Origin of the sequence: Rheinheimera soli, assembly GCF_021290985.1 — a bacterium.
GTDB classification, from domain to species: domain Bacteria; phylum Pseudomonadota; class Gammaproteobacteria; order Enterobacterales; family Alteromonadaceae; genus Pararheinheimera; species Pararheinheimera soli.
In genome coordinates this window covers 24,779-40,672 of the sequence record NZ_JAJOYU010000025.1, presented here as the reverse complement: position 1 = coordinate 40,672, position 15,894 = coordinate 24,779, and the positions used below count along the sequence as shown (strand labels likewise).

Below are 15,894 nucleotides of genomic sequence, written 5' to 3'. Positions count from 1 at the left end.
ATGTCCCTGCTAGAAAATTTACTGATTATGTTGCTGCTGATCAGTGCCAGTGCCTTCTTTTCCATGTCTGAAATAGCCTTAGCTGCTTCACGCAAAATTCGCTTAAAACAGCTGGCGTCGGACGGTGAACCCCGCGCTGCTTTGGTGTTGCAGTTGCAATCCAACCCCGGTAGCTTTTTCACCATAGCCCAGATTGGCTTAAATGCGGTGGCTATATTAGGTGGTATTTTGGGTGAGGCTGCGTTTACCCCTTATATCCTAAGTTTCCTAAATTTATTTTTTGAAAGCCCCGCCAACGAAGGTATAGCTTTTGGTTTGTCGGTGTTTTTTGTCACGTCGCTGTTTATTTTATTTGCCGATTTAATGCCAAAGCGGCTGGCAATGTTATCGCCAGAAAAAGTAGCCATTTCAGTGGTGAATCTTGTATTACTGATGCTGGTGATCTTTAAACCTTTGGTGTGGTTTTTTAATAGTCTGGCGAACCTGGTATTCAAACTCTTTAACGTACCTATGCAGCGTATCGATCAAATTACACCAGAAGATATAGTGGCCATGATGGATGAAGGCGCTCAGGCGGGCGTATTGCAGCAGCAGGAACGTACCTTGCTGGAAAATGTGTTTGATATGGACTCCCGCACTGTCACCTCAGCTATGACAGCACGCGAAAGCTTAATTTACTTCAATTTAAAAGAAACAGCAGACAGTATTAAAAACAAAATTGCCGAACATCCCCATGCCAAATTTATTGTCTGTGATGACAGCCTGGATAAAGTAGTGGGTTATGTCGACAGCCGCGATATTCTGATGCAGGTGTTGCATCAGCAGCCTATTAACTTACTCAAGGAAGGCATGATCCACACGCCTTTAATAGTGCCGGATTCGTTGTCGTTATACGAAGTGCTGGCGCATTTTAAATCCAGCGGTATCGACTTTGCCGTAGTGCTGAACGAATACGCCTTAACAGTGGGTATGGTGACACTGAAAGACGTAATGAGCATAGTGATGGGCGAACTGGTGAATTCTGACGAAGAGCAAATAGTGCAACGTGACGAAGCATCCTGGCTGGTGGAAGGTTTAACTCCACTGGATGATGTGATGCGGGTCTTTAATATCGATAGCTTCCCGGATGATGAAAACTACGAAACCATTGCCGGTTTTATGATGTATATGCTGCGTAAGATTCCGAAACGCACCGACTTTGTGATCTTTCAGGGCTACAAGTTTGAAGTGGTCGATATCGACAGCTACAAAATTGACCAGTTGCTGGTGACTAAGGTCAAAGTTGCAGAAGATGGGTCAGAGCTTAAGCTCTGACCTTGATGTACAGCCCTGCGATCAGAACAGCTTTAAGCCGTCTTTCTTGAATTAAAACAAAGTAAAAGTAACCGGAAGCGCGGTATACTTAGCCATCTTTTGTGAGCCTGAATTTTTGGCTCAGTTGTGTTGATGATTCCCTCTATGATTGAAAAAAACACACCTGCTTTTTATGCCGCCAGTTTTGCGCTTTGTCTGGCTGCTGTATTTGTGTTTGCCAACCTGCATATGCTGCAGCCTTTGTTGCCGCTGCTTAGCCGCGAATTTCAACTGACACCACTACAAACCAGCTGGAGCTACGCCATTGGCACACTGGCACTTGGCTTGTCTTTATTGGTGTATGGGGCTTTGTCGGACGCCTACGGTCGCCGTACTTTATTGCTCTGGAGTCTGGGCGGTATGGCGCTGAGCACGCTGGCGCTGACTCAAGTGGAGTCTTATCAGTCACTTTTGGTGCTACGTGCTTTGCAGGGCTTTTGTTTAGGTGGCCTGCCCGCTATTGCCATCGCTTATATGGGCGAAGAGTTCAGTAAAACGGCTATGGTGGTGGCTGTTGGCTATTACATCAGCGCTAATTCGTTGGGAGGGATCAGCGGGCGCTTATTGTCAGGCTGGTTTGCTGAAATGAATCACTGGCAATGGGTATTCTGGCCTATGGGGCTGGGTAGTGTGCTTTGTACTTATCTGGTCTGGCGTTATTTACCTAAATCCAGTTATTTTCAAAAGCAGCCCTTTCAGCTCAAACAAGCTATGGCCGATAACTGGTTTCATTTGCGCCAGAAAACTTTGTTGCTGACCTATCTGATTGGCGGCCTTAACTTTTTTATCTTTTTAAATCAGTATACTTTTGTCGCTTTCCGTTTGTCTGATACACCCTATGTATTATCGAGCGGCTGGATAGGTTTGTTATTTATTACCTACTTAACCGGCACTGTAGGTTCTGCTTTATCTGGCAAAGTAGGGCAGCGAATTCATCCTGCTTTGGGCATGGCGCTGGGTATTGCCATTATGATGCTGGGCACAGCCTTGACAGTTTTTAATGCCTTGCCTTTGATTGTGTTTGGTTTTTTTATCAGTGCCTTTGGCTTTTTTCTCTGTCATTCGCTGGCCAGCAGTTGGGTCAATCAGCAGGCGGTCAAAGCCAAAGCCAGTGCCAGCGCTTTGTATCTGGTGTTTTATTATCTGGGTGCTAGTTCTGGTGGTTTGTATTTATCGCCATTCTGGCAGCAGTGGGGCTGGAATGGGATAGTGTCAGGTTCCTTACTGATGTTTATGCTGACCTTAGTTTTAAGTCTTTGGCTAAAGCACAGTGCATCAAAAGCGCCCTGAAATAACTTGCGTCCACTTTGTTTTGCTTGTTAGCATAATGTCACTTCCACTTCGAGTACTGCTGAAATGAACAACTAAATTCCCGAAAATTTGTAGTCGTTATTTTACAAATCATCAGGAATGCTGTTGTTTAACAGGTATTTATCGTTTTTTCTTTTTGTCTGTGAACACAGTCGTCCTGTATTTCAGGAGTCTGTATGTCTGAATCATCTGCCGTTTTATTATGTCGCCAATTTCAATGGACCCATCCGGGCCTGGAATTTTTACACCCAGCTATCGATCTGCAACTTCAGCGCAAAGCCCAGGCTTTGGTTGGGTTAAATGGCTGTGGTAAATCCTTATTTTTACGCTGTTTAGCCGGTCTGGAAACTCAACTGAGTTACAGCGGTGAACTGCTTTGGCAGCAGCCATTTTATTACCTGTCACAGCTGGAGCCGGATCTTAACCAAAGCATCTGCTGTTATTTGGGGTTAGATGCTGTGTTTGACGCTTTAGAGCGAGTAGAGGCTGGCGGTTTGGACCAAACTGATTTTGATCGCATTGGCGATCGCTGGTTAGCTAAAGCAGAGCTTAGGCAGTGGTTGCTCGAGTTAAATCTGCCCATAGATCCCGCTTTGCCACTTTGTGCTTTAAGCGGGGGCCAGTTGATGAAACTGCGGCTGGCAAAGGCTTTTGCAACGAAGCATTTTTTATTGCTCGATGAAGTATCAAATCATCTGGATCAACCAGCTCGTTTATGGCTTCAGCAGCAATTAAAGCAGTATCAGGCAGGATATTTGCTGGTGAGCCATGATGTGGAGCTATTGTCGACTGTAGATTGTATTTACCAGTTATCGCCTTTAGGGCTGGAAAAATATCAGGGCAACTACCAGGACTTTTTGCAGCAGAGCCAGCGGCAACAGCAGCAGTTGCAGCAGCAAAATGACAAGTTAAAACAACAACAAAAAAGCCAGCAACAGCAACAACAGCGTTTGCTTGAGCAGCAACAGCAAAAACATCATCAGGCCAAAAAGAATAAAACCCATGCCAATCAGGCACCTATTTTACTGGGCAGAAAAGCTCAGCAGGCTGAACAAAGCCATGGTCGTTTGCAGCTTCAGGTGCAGGCTCAGCAGCAGGAGTTAAGTGCCAAGCGTCAACAGCTGCAGCTACAGCTAGATTACCGTGATGTGCCAAAACTACCGTCTGCCGCCGCTGCAAAAGCGTGCAGCGGTCCTTTGCTTTATTGTGACGGACTGGTTTTACCTTATGGCTCAAAAGCACCTCTATCTTTTCAGCTTAATGTGCAGCAGCGCTGTGTTGTCACTGGAAGTAATGGCAGTGGCAAGTCGACTTTACTTAAGGTCTTAGCAGGTTTTATTCAGCCAATACAGGGGTTGGTGCAGGTAAAACAACAGCTTTGGTATTTGGATCAGCATTTATCTTTACTGGATAATTTCCCAGGCGCTGTAGAAGCCATCAGAGCTCTTACTATGTCGCAGCAGGAGTCGCAGATCCGAACCTCTTTGTCTGGTATAGGACTTGGTGCACAGCGCCTGACGCTACCAACGCAGCAGCTCAGCGGCGGAGAGCGGATGAAGTTGTTGTTATTGATTTTGGCGTTGCAGCCATATGCGCCTTTTTTGCTTCTGGATGAGCCGGATAATCATCTGGATTTTCAGGCGTTGGCTATGCTTCAACACTTTTTACAGAGTTATCCGGCAGGTTTTATGTTGGTGACTCATCAAAATGCACAGTGGCAGCAGCTTGATTTCTCTGCTGTGGTAAGACTGGATTAATCCAGTCTTTGCCAAGCTAATCCAATCTTACCCAGACCTCTTCAATTTTCATTCCATCTTCCATACCACTGTGATGCCAGAGATCGCCTTCGACTTTGGCTTTAAATTCATAGGTTTTATTCAGCATGCTGGCGACAGAACCTGTTTGTGGAGTTTCGTGATAGTCACTGCCTTTCAACTGGTAAGTGCCTGTTAAAGCGCTGCTGAAACTGCCGTCTTTATTCACTGTGACAAAACTGAAATAGCTTTTGGACAAGACTTTCACCGATTTCAAATCCTCGTCTGACAGGGTGATCACAGTGCCATCGGCCTTGGTGTAAACCGCAGATTTGAGTGTCCAGCTGCCTTGCAGTGTTGCAGGCTCCGAGGCTATTGAGGGTAAAGCAACGCAGCAGAAAACAGTAAAGATGCAGGATGCTAAGTGCTTCATTTTGTGTCCTTTTCAGTAGTTTTATGAAGGATCACTCTACAGCACAAAATGGAGTTTGATAACCTGCTTTAATCAGCATTCAGGCTGATGGTTTGAAAACAACCTTCAGCCAAATCAGCGAGGTTAAATGCAGCAAGCTGAATACGTTTGAGCTGCAGCACCTTAAAGCCTTGAGTACGACACATATAGCGAATTTGCCGGTTTAAGCCCTGGGTCAGCACAATTTCAAAACGATCGGAGCTCAATTGAGTCACCTGACAAGGACGGGATTGATAGCTATGAGGGCCAACAGTCCAGCTGACGCCGGACGCCAATTGCTCTAAAGCCTGGGTTGTCAGAGCTTTATCTACCGTCACCTGATAGGTTTTTTCATGGTAAAAATCAGGATGCAACAAATGGTGTGCCAGTTCACCATCATTGGTTAGCAGCACTAAACCACAAGAGTCTTTATCCAGCCGTCCAACCGGAAATAGCCGCATAGGGAATTGTTGCAGCAGATGGTACAGGCTGTCAGCCTTTTCAGGATTGAGGTTACAGTCTATGCCCACAGGCTTGTGGTACAACAGATAGTGTTTTTCAGCGATAGCAGCAAAAGGTTGCTGATCGACCAGAATAAGGTCGTCAGAATTGACATGGTCAATATGATTGGCGGGGCGGTGATTCACCAAAACCCGGCCTTCGTCAATCAGCCTTGATGCGGCTCGTCTTGAACAGAGGCCATGGTCGGCCAGGTATTTGGCTAAACGAATTTTCATCCGCCTTTTACCTGATATACCTAAGTCACTTAAGCCGCTGTGGTGGCTTTAGGCTTAGGTTTAAAACGACGACGTTGACCGTTGCCGTTGTTGTGTTCAGCCGCAGGTGTGGCCATATGACCGGCTGCCTGAGTCTGAATACCAGGTGTTTTTGGTGCTTCAAAGCGGCGTGGAGGCTTTGGCGCTTGAGCTGTTTTTTGGCCTTGACCCTGACCTTGGTTTTGGCCTTGACCAGGTTTTTGACCTGAGGCTGGTTTTTGTCCGCCATTGGCTCGTGGTTTATTGCTGTTCGCGCTCTCACCTTGTGGTTTACGCACAGGACGAGGTGGGCGAGGTGCTTTCGCAATAGCCGTCACTGCATCTGGTAATGGATCCGGATTCATGCTTTGGCTTGGCAATTTCATACCAATTAAACGCTCGACCTGTCTTAATTGTGGAACTTCATCAGGTGCAACAAAAGAGACGGCTAAACCCGATTTACCGGCACGACCAGTACGACCTATACGGTGCACGTAATCGGCAGGTGAACGTGGTAATGCAAAGTTCACTACATAAGGCAGCTGGGAAATATCGATACCACGGGCAGCAACGTCAGTCGCCACTAACACTTGTAGCTCGTTGGCTTTAAAGTCAGCCAAAGCTTTAGTGCGGGCATTCTGGCTTTTATTACCATGCAAAGCTGCAGATGGAATACCAGCAAAGGTCAGCTGTTCGCTTAAACGGTTGGCTTCGTGTTTGGTTGGCATAAATACCAGCACCTGTTGCCATTTGTTTTCAGTGATTAACTGACATAAAGCAGCAGTTTTCTGACCTTTACCCAGCAAGTACACCTGCTGTTCAATTTTTTCAACAGTAGTATTTTCCGGTGTGACCTGGATCATCAGCGGGTTTTGCAGTAAACCCTGAGTTAAGCCTTTAATTTCATTGCTGAAGGTGGCTGAAAACAGCAGGTTTTGACGAACTTTTGGCAGTAACGCCAGAATCTTTTTCAAATCGCGGATAAAGCCCATATCCAGCATACGGTCGGCTTCGTCCAGAACCAGCATTTGCACCTGATCCAGCTTTAAGGCGTTTTGGCTTAATAAATCCAATAAACGGCCGGGAGTGGCAGTTAAAATATCCACGCCACCACGTAACGCCATCATTTGTGGGTTAATGCTAACGCCACCAAACACCACATGGTGTTTTAATTTTGGGCTTAACTCTTTACCGTATTTTTGAATTTGTTCTTCAATCTGCGCCGCCAGTTCACGGGTCGGCGTTAAAATCAGCGCTTTGACCGGACGAGGTTTCTGGATGGGCTGTGCTGATAAAATTTGCAGTATAGGTAATACAAAGCTGGCAGTTTTGCCTGTGCCGGTTTGAGCGGCAGCCAACAGATCACGACGCTGTAACACAGCAGGAATGGCCTGTTGTTGAATAGGGGTAGGTTGGGTATAACCGGCCTGATGTACGGCCTCAACCAAAGCTGGGCTTAAACCCAAAGCAGAAAATGACATTAAATTTCTCAAATAAAAGCGCGAACCCCAATTGGCCCACGCAAAAAGCCGCGCATTGTAACGGGAAAGCGCCGGTGCGACCAGCGCTATTGTTGGTTTTTTGTGCAGTTTAGTGAATTGAGTGGAATTAAAGCTGCATTAGTCGCTAAAACGCCCCTAACCAAAACGCAGCGAAGCCAGTTTACTTAAGCCCATAGCCACAGAGCCAAACTGATCACCGCGTATAACCGGCACATCAGGTAATAACTGCTGCAGCATTTGTTGTACGCCTGGCACTGCAGACGCGCCACCTGTGACAAAAATACTGTCTGGTTTTACGCCAGCACTTTGTAAACACTGTTGAATTAGCTTACTGATGCCAGATAACTCCTGATACAAAGCATCCATCAGTTGTTGTTGCGACAGGTTTTGCAAAAGGCCCTGATCAATACGATCCAGCAACACATCCACTGCGGCATGTTCGGTCAGGCCGATTTTGGCTTGCTCAGCTTTTTGATTCAGGTAATAACTTAAATGCTGCTGATACACCTGCACAAAGCGGTTTAACAGTTGTGGTTCAGCCGCCAAATCTTTTAAATCCAGCAGTTCATCATAGGTTTTTTCAGCGTAAAACCGCTCCTGCGCATGAATATCGATAATATTCACAGCATCGCTAAACAGCGCGCCAGGCAGAGGTTTGCCATCCAGCGCCAGACTCTGCCGGCCAAAGAGTTTCATTAAGCCGTAAATGGTCAGTTTGATATCCATATCCACACCACCTATACGTTTACCGCTGTGGCCCAGTAAATCGCCGCTGCGATCAAACTTCTGGCTATGCTCTGGCCCCAAACGGATCAGGCTGATATCGCTGGTACCACCGCCAATATCCACCACCAACACCAGTTGCTCCTGGGTTAAATGCCGCTCGTACTCAATAGCTGCTGCGACCGGCTCATAAGCGAAATCTACTTCTTTAAATCCAACCCGGCTTGCGGCCTGATTTAAAATCGCCAAAGCCCGTTCATCGCCCAGCGCTAAATCTATGCCCTGAAAATGGATAGGGCGGCCAATCAGTACACGCTCTACCTGATGACCTAATTTTTGCTCGGCACCTTGTTTAATCCGGCCTAACAATAAAGTGGCTACCTGAGTATAAATTTCAGTTTGAGCTGGCGTTAAACGGCTGCCTAGCATCGACTTCGGTGAGCGGATAAATACACCACCTAAGGGATCCATGCTGTAACGTTCGTGCGCAGCTTTGCCGACCAGCACTGTGCTGTTTTGCGCTAATAAACGGGTCAGGCTGGCGGACAGGTAGGCATCTTCATCGTCCGGATCACGCTGGCGTTCAATATACAAAGCCGAGCTTAAATACCGGCTGCCATCCTGCTCCAAAGCTAATAAATGCGGCTGTTGCTCCAGCATAAAACCAGCGGCACAGTTGGATGTACCAAAATCAACAGCAAGATAAGGAGCAGACATAAGATCACCTGTCAGAAAAAAGGGCGGCGAGTATAGCCTTATTCGATTGTTTTGCCCACGATTTTGGCCTCTCCGGCAGGTTGCCTGAGCACTTGCAGTAAAAACTCTAGGGCTTGAGGGGACTGGTAAGAGTTATGGCGCGATGGCACTATAATTTCCTGTACAGCTTTGGCCTGATGCGCGCTAAAAAATGGCACTACGCCATCAGTGATTTGACTGCAGCTTTTTTCGTCTTTGCAGGATAAGGCACCATCGCTGCCGACAATAGAATACACAGGTCGCTGATAATCCAGTTTATTTAAACCCTGCAATAAAGGATGACGAGGCGACAGTACTTGCACTGAATGGGGGCTACCGCCACCACTCAGGTATTCACGCATAGGTAAAGTTACCTTATCCGGGCCTAGTTTTTGGATAAAGTTGCTCATCAATGCAGTAAAGTTTTTCGGTAAGTTAATGAACCAACCAGCCATTTTGGCCAGTATAGATTCAGAGGATTCAGAACCGCCATGCGGAGTGTCTAAAAACACCACTTTGTCGATATAGGGTCTGGCGTTAAAAATAAAAATATCCTGCACTTTATCCAGTTCCTGCTGTGCATAACCCAGTTGCTCCGGCCGCTCTGTAAAACTTAAATCCCACAGCATATAGCCGGTGTTTTGGATCAGGGTTTTACTGATAATACCGCCCATGCTATGACCAACCACCAGCAATTGATCCAACTCTGTTGTGCCGCCATTGGCTTTGAGCACTGCATGCAATTCATCTAGCTTTTTGCGTATACGCATCGAATTGTAAAAAGGCGGAGGCCCGGAAGGGTAATAAGCATGCCACACCTGATAGCGTTGTTTTAATTCTTCATCCAGCAATACCGCCATGGTTAATTCGTACCAAATGAGTGGGCTGGAATTTAAGCCATGGATCATCAGCAAGGGTTGTTTGTCGTTCTGCAGTGGCGTGACGCTGTAAATCCCCAGTTTATTGTCAGCTAATTCGGCATTAAATAAGCCCGGCAGTTCCAAATCGACCAGCTTGGCCTGCTGCATCAGCCATAAATAGCTACTGGCAGCGTCGTACAACAGTGGATAAGACGCTGATGTCAGCTGAAGCTGCGCCGCACTTTGCATCAGATGTCCCTGCAGTGTCAGCTGAATTTGCATCTCTTTGGTAAATCTCAGCTCTTTTAGGGTCACAGTCACAGAGCGGAAAATGCCCTCTGGCGGATAATTTTTATCCCAGCCTGTGCCGGTGTTTTCCCGTGCGCCCACCAGACTGACGCCTAAACCTGTTCCTTTTATTTTTTGGTGATGACTTTTAATGGCCTGAAAATCACTGGCCAGAACAAAGTCTTCAAATGGTAAACCGGTTTCATCCACAGGAGGCTCCAATACAATACGCAGCGCAGGATGACGGTATTTTTGTTTGGGTAGCATCAACTGCAAAAAATGAGTCAGACTTTGATTGTATAAAGTGGTGGCTTGCTGCAGTTCTGTGTTGGTTAAGTGAGACGATGACAGCCAAAACTGGGCACAACTGAGTTGCAGCAGACTTTAATTGGCGGTTTCATCCGGCAAGCTGAGTAGATCCGGGCAATACAAAGCCAGCTCCTTCGCGCCCATCTGCTGCATACGGGCATACTGATAACTAAAGAGTTGATTCGCTTCCAGCGCTTTTTGGGTGGAGGGTAACAGTTTTAAAAAGTGCGGGCTGGTGCAGCCCGTAAACAGAAACAGGCAAAGAAACAACAAGCTGCATTTTTGAAGCTTTTTCTGCACCTTCTGCTCCTGTTTATCAGTGGATATAGCTTTAGTCTGTCAGATTATCCTGTCTAATACCAAACAAAATTCATATTAAAAATCAGTCACTCAGCTATAGTATGGGCTGAAAACTCTACCTGTTTAGAAGTTTTTTATTTTTGCATTTAAACCTTTTGCCACTGTGCGTGCGACTAAACAGATAACAACAGCAATAAAACAACAGGAACGGGATGTTAAGGTCTGAATGTCCGGAACAGAAAGTGTTAGCCATGGATGATCTGGTGCGCTTATCACAACAAGGCGACCGTGTGGCGTTCAGGCAGCTTTATCAGCAGCATTGTGGCCGGGTTTATGCGGTTTGTCTGCGGCTGCTGGCGGATCGCAGTAAAGCAGAAGATGCCTGTCAGGAAGTATTTGTAAAGGTCTGGCAGCAACTGACATTGTTTCGTGGTGACAGCAGTTTCAGCACCTGGCTGCATAGCATTGCAAGCCGCACCGCGATCGATGCATGGCGTCAGGACAAGCTGCTGCGACTGGCTACGGAAGAACTACCTGAAGTGGCTGGGGCTGAATTAGGCCAGAGTCGTGAGTTAGAGCAATTAATTTTACGCTTGCCCCATCAGGCAAGAGCTGTGTTTGTGCTGTTTGCCTTAGAAGGCTATCAGCATCAGGAAATTGCAGAGTTGTTGGGCATAGCCGAAGGCAGTTCAAAATCGCAATACCACAGAGCACGGCAGTTATTAAGGGAGTGGTTAGATGAAAACTGAACATGAATTGGATGCTTTGATCGCCGGGTTATCTGCTGAGCTGAAACCATCCCGCGATTTATGGCCAGAGCTGGAACAGCGTTTAACTGACCCTGAAGCAATGACGGAAAAAGTGGTGCAGTTAAAACCAAATAAGTGGTTATCTGTACCTTTTGCCAGCGCTTATGTTGCCAGCGCGGCTTCGGTGTTATTCGCTGTGACTTTATTTTGGCAGCCAGCGACACCTGTGCAACCTTTGGTATTTAACCCTCAAATGCTGGATGCTGAAACCGCTATAGTGTACAGCTTCGAGCAAGCCAAAGCAGAGCAGCTGGCCAGCATGAAAACGGTTGACCCTGTATATGCCGACTGGCAGCAACAGCTGGCACAGTGGCAACAGGCGATAGCTCAGGTGCAAATGGCATTGAAATACAATCCGAATGAAGCGCTGTTATTAAAACAATTAAAACAATTGTATAGCCAACAGCAGAATTATTTACAAAAAGTGGTCCAGTCGGGCCTGGTTTAATCTGGAGTAACATGATGAAACAACAACTGATTTTAGGCCTCGCTTTGTCTGTATTCAGCCAGTTTTTATGGGCGGCAGAGTCTGTCAATGAGAATCTGCAAGTGGCTAACAATGAAAAGATTTTTATTGAAAATATGCGCGGTGATGTGCAAATAACAGCAACATCCGAAGGACGTTTTAAAGTCTCAGGGACTCTGGATGAAAAAGCCGAAGGCTATGACATTGAATCGAAAAATGGCTTTACCAGTTTTAAAGTAAAAATGCCCAATATGCGCAATCAAAGTGGCTGGGACTGGGACGATAAAGATAACCAGGGCTCACGTTTAAAAATTGAAGTACCGCTGGGGGCAGAACTGGAGTTTCAGGGCGTAAACTCAAGCGTTCGGGTGTCAGGGGTTCAGGGCAGCACCAAAATCAGTACGGTCAATGGTTCTGTGTATGCTGAAAAACTGCAAAAGTTTATTCAGTTGGAAACCGTGAACGGCGAAATTACCAGTGTGAATAATAATGGCCGTATTAGGTTGAGCACAGTCAACGGTGAAATTGAAGACAGTGGTTCAGAAGGCAGGCTGAGTATTGATGCAGTCAATGGCAGCATTGATACCAAATCTTCAGCGTCTGAAGTTTCTGTGTCAGTGGTCAACGGCGAAGCCGATCTGGAGCTGACAAAGGTGCAGCAACTGAACATGAGTTCGGTCAACGGTTCATTAGATGCTGAACTCAAAGGTAGTTTGATGCCACGCATAGAAGTCAGCACTGTCAGTGGTGATGCCAAGCTGAAACTGGAGAAAGGCATCAGCGCTAAATTTAATCTGGTTGCCAATGCCGGAGGCTCTATTAAAAATGAGCTCACCAGCCATACAGCGAACAAAGCAAAGTATGGTCCACGTCGTAGCCTCGAATTCAGCACAGGCAAAGGCGAAGGTAGTGTAGAAATGAGCACTGTCAGCGGTTCATTGAAACTTGAAACACACTAAATCAAAGATGGCAGGCCATGAGCCTGCCGCCTTAGTTTAAGTTTAGATCACTCTCTTTATATAACTTTGCAATAGCTCAATAGTAGTCAGTTTTATTTTATTTGTTAAAGGCTGTTATTAACTGTTGGTGTTGGTAAAAACGCTAGGTTTTTCATAAGGCTATACATAATCTCTTGGCGAACTAACAACCAAGTTACAGGATAGCTTTATGAACATGATACAGCGCGCCAGTCGTCTGGCTTTGCCTTTGTTTTCGCTGATCGCTTTGGCCGCCTGCGGTGGCGGCTCAGATGATAAAGCGGAAGAAGGTTTTACCCAGGGTTATGTGCAGTTTTACAATGGTGCTGCCAATAGTGCGAACAGTACGTTCACCGTCGACAATAAGGCTGCAGGCTCTGCTGTTTTTGGTGATGCTTCTAATATGTTTGCTATTGAGCCTGGCAGTTACAAATATCAGCTGAAAAACGCAACCAGCAGTGCTTTAATCAAAGAAGCAGACATCACGCTGAATAAAGGAGACAAAACTCTGTTGCTGATGGCTGGTGATGCAGCGAACCCAAGCATTTTGTCGTTAACTCACGCACGTGAGGAAAAATTTGACGACCAGTTCCGGGTTTTTGTTGCTAATTTATCGTCTAACTACGACAAGGTAGATATTTACACCGCAGCAGAAGCTGACGATTTCAGCAAAGCAATTTTGTTAGAGTCTGTCGCCACTAAAACCATTACCACCACAGGTAAAATGCTCAAACGTGGTAAGTACAAGCTGTATATTACCGCAGCAGGCAGCAAGACCCCATTTTTTGAAGCCGCAGCTTATAACTTCCAATATACCGCCAGCTATGTGATGGTGGTGCGTGACAAGTTAGGCCCTATGCAGCAACAAGTGTCTTTAGACATTGTTGGCAACTCAAGCACAGTGGATGCCCTTGAACATCGTCTGGCGAAAGGACAAGTGCGTATTTACAACAGCCTGGACAACCAACAAGGTCAGATCGCCATCAACAATTTACCTGTTGCAGACTTAGTGCAGGACACGCTGACAGATTACATCCAGTTAGACAAAAACGATTACAGCATCGCTGTGTTAAACGAAAACAACCAGTTGTTATTAAACAATGTGTTGCTGACTATTAACGCAGGCCAGAGCAAGTCGGTGTTGTTGTTCCGTGATGCTGAGCAAAAAGTAGGTTTAGTGAATTTTACTGAAAAAAATCTGCCGCAAATTCATGAACATGAAATCAACGTGGCCAACCTGGTGCCTGATTTCAAAAATCTGCATTTCTATTTTGTTCGTCAAAACGAAACTATTGAAAGCGCCAAGTTTCATGTCAAAGCACTGGAATTTAAAAAGTACGCCAGTTTAGTCTTGCCAAAAGATTTCTATTCTATTTCTCTGGTCCACGTGGCAGACAACGGCACCATCAGTTTGTTAGATAAAACAGATACACAGCAATTGGAAGCGGGTAAAAACTATATCCTGGCAGCAGAACCATCTGCTACAGCTCCAAGTGGATACAAAATAACGCTGGTTAAATAATTCACTGGTAGGTGATAGGTTGTAAAGCAAAAATGGCCACAGGATGTGGCCATTTTTTATAGCGAAAAATAATCTCACAACTTTGGTGGCTTTTGCCAGAGACAAAAAACCACCGTAAAAACGGTGGTTTTGACACAGGTGTTCAAGGCTTTTTGAGTAGGCTTAGAACTTGTGGTTCCACTGCACGGCCAGAACTTGCGCATTGTTGCGGTAATTCGCTTGCACACCAGAGTTATAAATACGGTCGCCATTGGCGTTGTATTCGTGTTCATCGATACTGACTTTGTTCATCCACATATAGCCATAAGCAAAGTCGACACTTTGGGCTGCGCTCAGAGCCCAGGTTGCACCCCAGGTCCACCAAATCCGATCCGCTGTTGGCACCCGTGCTGTTTTATGGCTGGTCGTGATTGGGTTTTCATCGTAAGCCAGGCCAGTTCTTAACGTCAGTTCGTCGTTGTAGTGCACTGTGGTACCTAAAGAGAAGGACCAGGTATCATGCCAATGCTCAGGGATATAGCCAATGTAACCTGCTTTATTCAGGTTTTGTGGCATCTGAGTGCTTAAAGAAATACTTGGAGTGCTGTCATCGCTGACAATATCAATAGACTCAAAGCTGCTCCAGCCTGTCCAGGTCACACTGCCTTGTACAGATAACACATCAGTGATTTTTTGATCCAGACTAAAAGCCAGGTTGGCCGGAGTGGTTAAATCCAGTTTACTTTGCTCTGACAGATAGCTATTAGCAGCCAGTTTACCTGTAGCTAAGCTGACTGCTGGCAGGTTTGGAGCCACTACAACAAAGTTTGGATTTCCAGCCACATTTGCGCCAGTAATAGGCGTGTTGGTGATTTCTGAGTCACCTTTTAAGTTGTATTTCACTTCTGAGTGATACACCAACGCCAGTTTGGTTGAACCTAAATCACCATGAATACCGAAGTTATAACCTGCTGCTACATCATCCCCATTTACTTCGTAGTGACTGTCACAGTAGGCGGCGTTGTAAACATCAGCGCCATATAATCCATTAATGTTGGTGCCCAGTTCACATAAACCTGAGTGGTCTTTGTATTTGGATAAAGTGCCTTCGGCGTAATTAATATTGATACCCAAACCAACAGACCAGGCTTGGTTCAGTTTATAGGCCAGAGTCGGCTGCATGGCCACCACTTTGATGGCGGTTTCATCAGCAAAATAACGGCCTACCCAATCATCATTGTAATCGGATGACAAACCAAAAGGTGCATAGACACCAATACCCCAGCTTAAGTTATCGCTGATATGGTCGCTGTAAAAAGCAAAAGGTACTAACTCAGACAAGGTCAGCTTACCTGAGTCACGGCCAGTCACAGCCATACCATTGGCGCTTTGGGCCGAGGCGTCATTGTAACGGGTTGTTGCATAAATCAGGTTTACACCACCAGAAAATTGCGCGCCTTCTAATTCGGTTAATGCAGCAGGGTTAGAATAGACCAAAGAAGCGTCTGTGATCTGAGCGCCACGGCCTGCATAAGCATTGCCGGCGGCACTGACTGACTGTTCAAATAGTTTATAGCCTTCGGCAAAAGCAGACTGACTGACCAAAGCAAGGCTGATTGCTAATGGTAATGAAGCTTTTCGTAACATTGTTTTTGTACCCTGTATTGAATTTCGCGGCATTATAGAGGGGGAGGGACTTAGAGTACATGCTCTAAGTCTGGCAAATTCTGCTACTGGTCGGATCTTTGGTTGACTAAAAAGTAGTGAAATTTACCAAAGGCTAAAAATGAACTCAGGCTG

General features: G+C 46.0%; 14 protein-coding genes. 7 read left to right on the top strand and 7 right to left on the bottom strand.

Features of this window, described 5'->3' with window-relative positions; genetic code table 11:
- From paeA to LSG37_RS15840, 3 genes are all read left to right on the top strand, one after another.
- Positions 1-1,314, top strand: coding sequence for a polyamine export protein PaeA (paeA, locus tag LSG37_RS15850; RefSeq protein ID WP_233080783.1), 1,314 nt, complete (start codon positions 1-3; stop codon positions 1,312-1,314).
- 144 nt (positions 1,315-1,458) lie between these two features.
- Entirely contained in the window at positions 1,459-2,643 is a 1,185-nt protein-coding gene (locus LSG37_RS15845; RefSeq protein ID WP_233080782.1) for an MFS transporter, read from the top strand.
- Between the two features lie 197 nt (positions 2,644-2,840).
- Entirely contained in the window at positions 2,841-4,421 is a 1,581-nt protein-coding gene (locus LSG37_RS15840; protein WP_233080781.1) for an ATP-binding cassette domain-containing protein, read from the top strand.
- Positions 4,422-4,437: 16 nt separating this feature from the next.
- Here the strand turns inward: LSG37_RS15840 and LSG37_RS15835 are convergent, their stop codons facing one another.
- The 6 genes from LSG37_RS15835 to LSG37_RS15810 form a co-directional block, all read right to left on the bottom strand.
- Entirely contained in the window at positions 4,438-4,851 is a 414-nt protein-coding gene (locus LSG37_RS15835; protein ID WP_233080780.1) for a hypothetical protein, read from the bottom strand.
- Between the two features lie 68 nt (positions 4,852-4,919).
- The gene (locus LSG37_RS15830; RefSeq protein WP_233080779.1) at positions 4,920-5,606 is read right to left on the bottom strand and encodes a pseudouridine synthase; all 687 of its coding nucleotides are present in this window, start codon (positions 5,604-5,606) and stop codon (positions 4,920-4,922) included.
- A gap of 29 nt (positions 5,607-5,635) precedes the next feature.
- Positions 5,636-7,105, bottom strand: coding sequence for a DEAD/DEAH box helicase (locus LSG37_RS15825; RefSeq protein WP_233080778.1), 1,470 nt, complete (start codon positions 7,103-7,105; stop codon positions 5,636-5,638).
- A 156-nt stretch (positions 7,106-7,261) separates the two neighbouring features.
- On the bottom strand, positions 7,262-8,566 hold the full coding sequence (gene yegD, locus LSG37_RS15820) for a molecular chaperone (protein ID WP_233080777.1): 1,305 nt from the start codon (positions 8,564-8,566) through the stop codon (positions 7,262-7,264).
- Positions 8,567-8,604: 38 nt separating this feature from the next.
- Positions 8,605-10,008 (bottom strand): esterase/lipase family protein, encoded by a 1,404-nt coding sequence (locus LSG37_RS15815; RefSeq protein ID WP_233080776.1) that lies wholly within the window; start codon positions 10,006-10,008, stop codon positions 8,605-8,607.
- Between the two features lie 108 nt (positions 10,009-10,116).
- Positions 10,117-10,341, bottom strand: a complete 225-nt coding sequence (locus LSG37_RS15810) for a hypothetical protein (protein ID WP_233080775.1) — start codon at positions 10,339-10,341, stop codon at positions 10,117-10,119.
- Between the two features lie 212 nt (positions 10,342-10,553).
- Here LSG37_RS15810 and LSG37_RS15805 point away from each other — a divergent pair, with 212 nt between their 5' ends.
- From LSG37_RS15805 to LSG37_RS15790, 4 genes are all read left to right on the top strand, one after another.
- The gene (locus LSG37_RS15805) at positions 10,554-11,090 is read left to right on the top strand and encodes an RNA polymerase sigma factor (RefSeq protein ID WP_233080774.1); all 537 of its coding nucleotides are present in this window, start codon (positions 10,554-10,556) and stop codon (positions 11,088-11,090) included.
- On the top strand, positions 11,080-11,598 hold the full coding sequence (locus LSG37_RS15800) for a hypothetical protein (RefSeq protein WP_233080773.1): 519 nt from the start codon (positions 11,080-11,082) through the stop codon (positions 11,596-11,598). The genes LSG37_RS15805 and LSG37_RS15800 overlap by 11 nt, the downstream gene beginning before the upstream one ends.
- A gap of 11 nt (positions 11,599-11,609) precedes the next feature.
- Positions 11,610-12,575, top strand: coding sequence for a DUF4097 family beta strand repeat-containing protein (locus LSG37_RS15795; protein WP_233080772.1), 966 nt, complete (start codon positions 11,610-11,612; stop codon positions 12,573-12,575).
- Between the two features lie 208 nt (positions 12,576-12,783).
- Positions 12,784-14,115, top strand: coding sequence for a DUF4397 domain-containing protein (locus LSG37_RS15790; RefSeq protein ID WP_233080771.1), 1,332 nt, complete (start codon positions 12,784-12,786; stop codon positions 14,113-14,115).
- Positions 14,116-14,277: 162 nt separating this feature from the next.
- Here the strand turns inward: LSG37_RS15790 and LSG37_RS15785 are convergent, their stop codons facing one another.
- Positions 14,278-15,741, bottom strand: coding sequence for an OmpP1/FadL family transporter (locus tag LSG37_RS15785; protein ID WP_233080770.1), 1,464 nt, complete (start codon positions 15,739-15,741; stop codon positions 14,278-14,280).
- Positions 15,742-15,894 lie beyond the last annotated feature (153 nt).

What these genes read in the sequence shown, in the direction of transcription:
- yegD (WP_233080777.1), bottom strand. Translation starts at nt 8,566, where the DNA reads ATGTCTGCTCCTTATCTTGCTGTTGATTTTGGTACATCCAACTGTGCC.
- LSG37_RS15840 (WP_233080781.1), top strand. Translation starts at nt 2,841, where the DNA reads ATGTCTGAATCATCTGCCGTTTTATTATGTCGCCAATTTCAATGGACC.
- LSG37_RS15835 (WP_233080780.1), bottom strand. Translation starts at nt 4,851, where the DNA reads ATGAAGCACTTAGCATCCTGCATCTTTACTGTTTTCTGCTGCGTTGCT.
- LSG37_RS15785 (WP_233080770.1), bottom strand. Translation starts at nt 15,741, where the DNA reads ATGTTACGAAAAGCTTCATTACCATTAGCAATCAGCCTTGCTTTGGTC.
- LSG37_RS15800 (WP_233080773.1), top strand. Translation starts at nt 11,080, where the DNA reads ATGAAAACTGAACATGAATTGGATGCTTTGATCGCCGGGTTATCTGCT.
- LSG37_RS15795 (WP_233080772.1), top strand. Translation starts at nt 11,610, where the DNA reads ATGATGAAACAACAACTGATTTTAGGCCTCGCTTTGTCTGTATTCAGC.
- LSG37_RS15830 (WP_233080779.1), bottom strand. Translation starts at nt 5,606, where the DNA reads ATGAAAATTCGTTTAGCCAAATACCTGGCCGACCATGGCCTCTGTTCA.
- LSG37_RS15845 (WP_233080782.1), top strand. Translation starts at nt 1,459, where the DNA reads ATGATTGAAAAAAACACACCTGCTTTTTATGCCGCCAGTTTTGCGCTT.
- LSG37_RS15805 (WP_233080774.1), top strand. Translation starts at nt 10,554, where the DNA reads ATGTTAAGGTCTGAATGTCCGGAACAGAAAGTGTTAGCCATGGATGAT.
- paeA (WP_233080783.1), top strand. Translation starts at nt 1, where the DNA reads ATGTCCCTGCTAGAAAATTTACTGATTATGTTGCTGCTGATCAGTGCC.
- LSG37_RS15790 (WP_233080771.1), top strand. Translation starts at nt 12,784, where the DNA reads ATGAACATGATACAGCGCGCCAGTCGTCTGGCTTTGCCTTTGTTTTCG.
- LSG37_RS15825 (WP_233080778.1), bottom strand. Translation starts at nt 7,105, where the DNA reads ATGTCATTTTCTGCTTTGGGTTTAAGCCCAGCTTTGGTTGAGGCCGTA.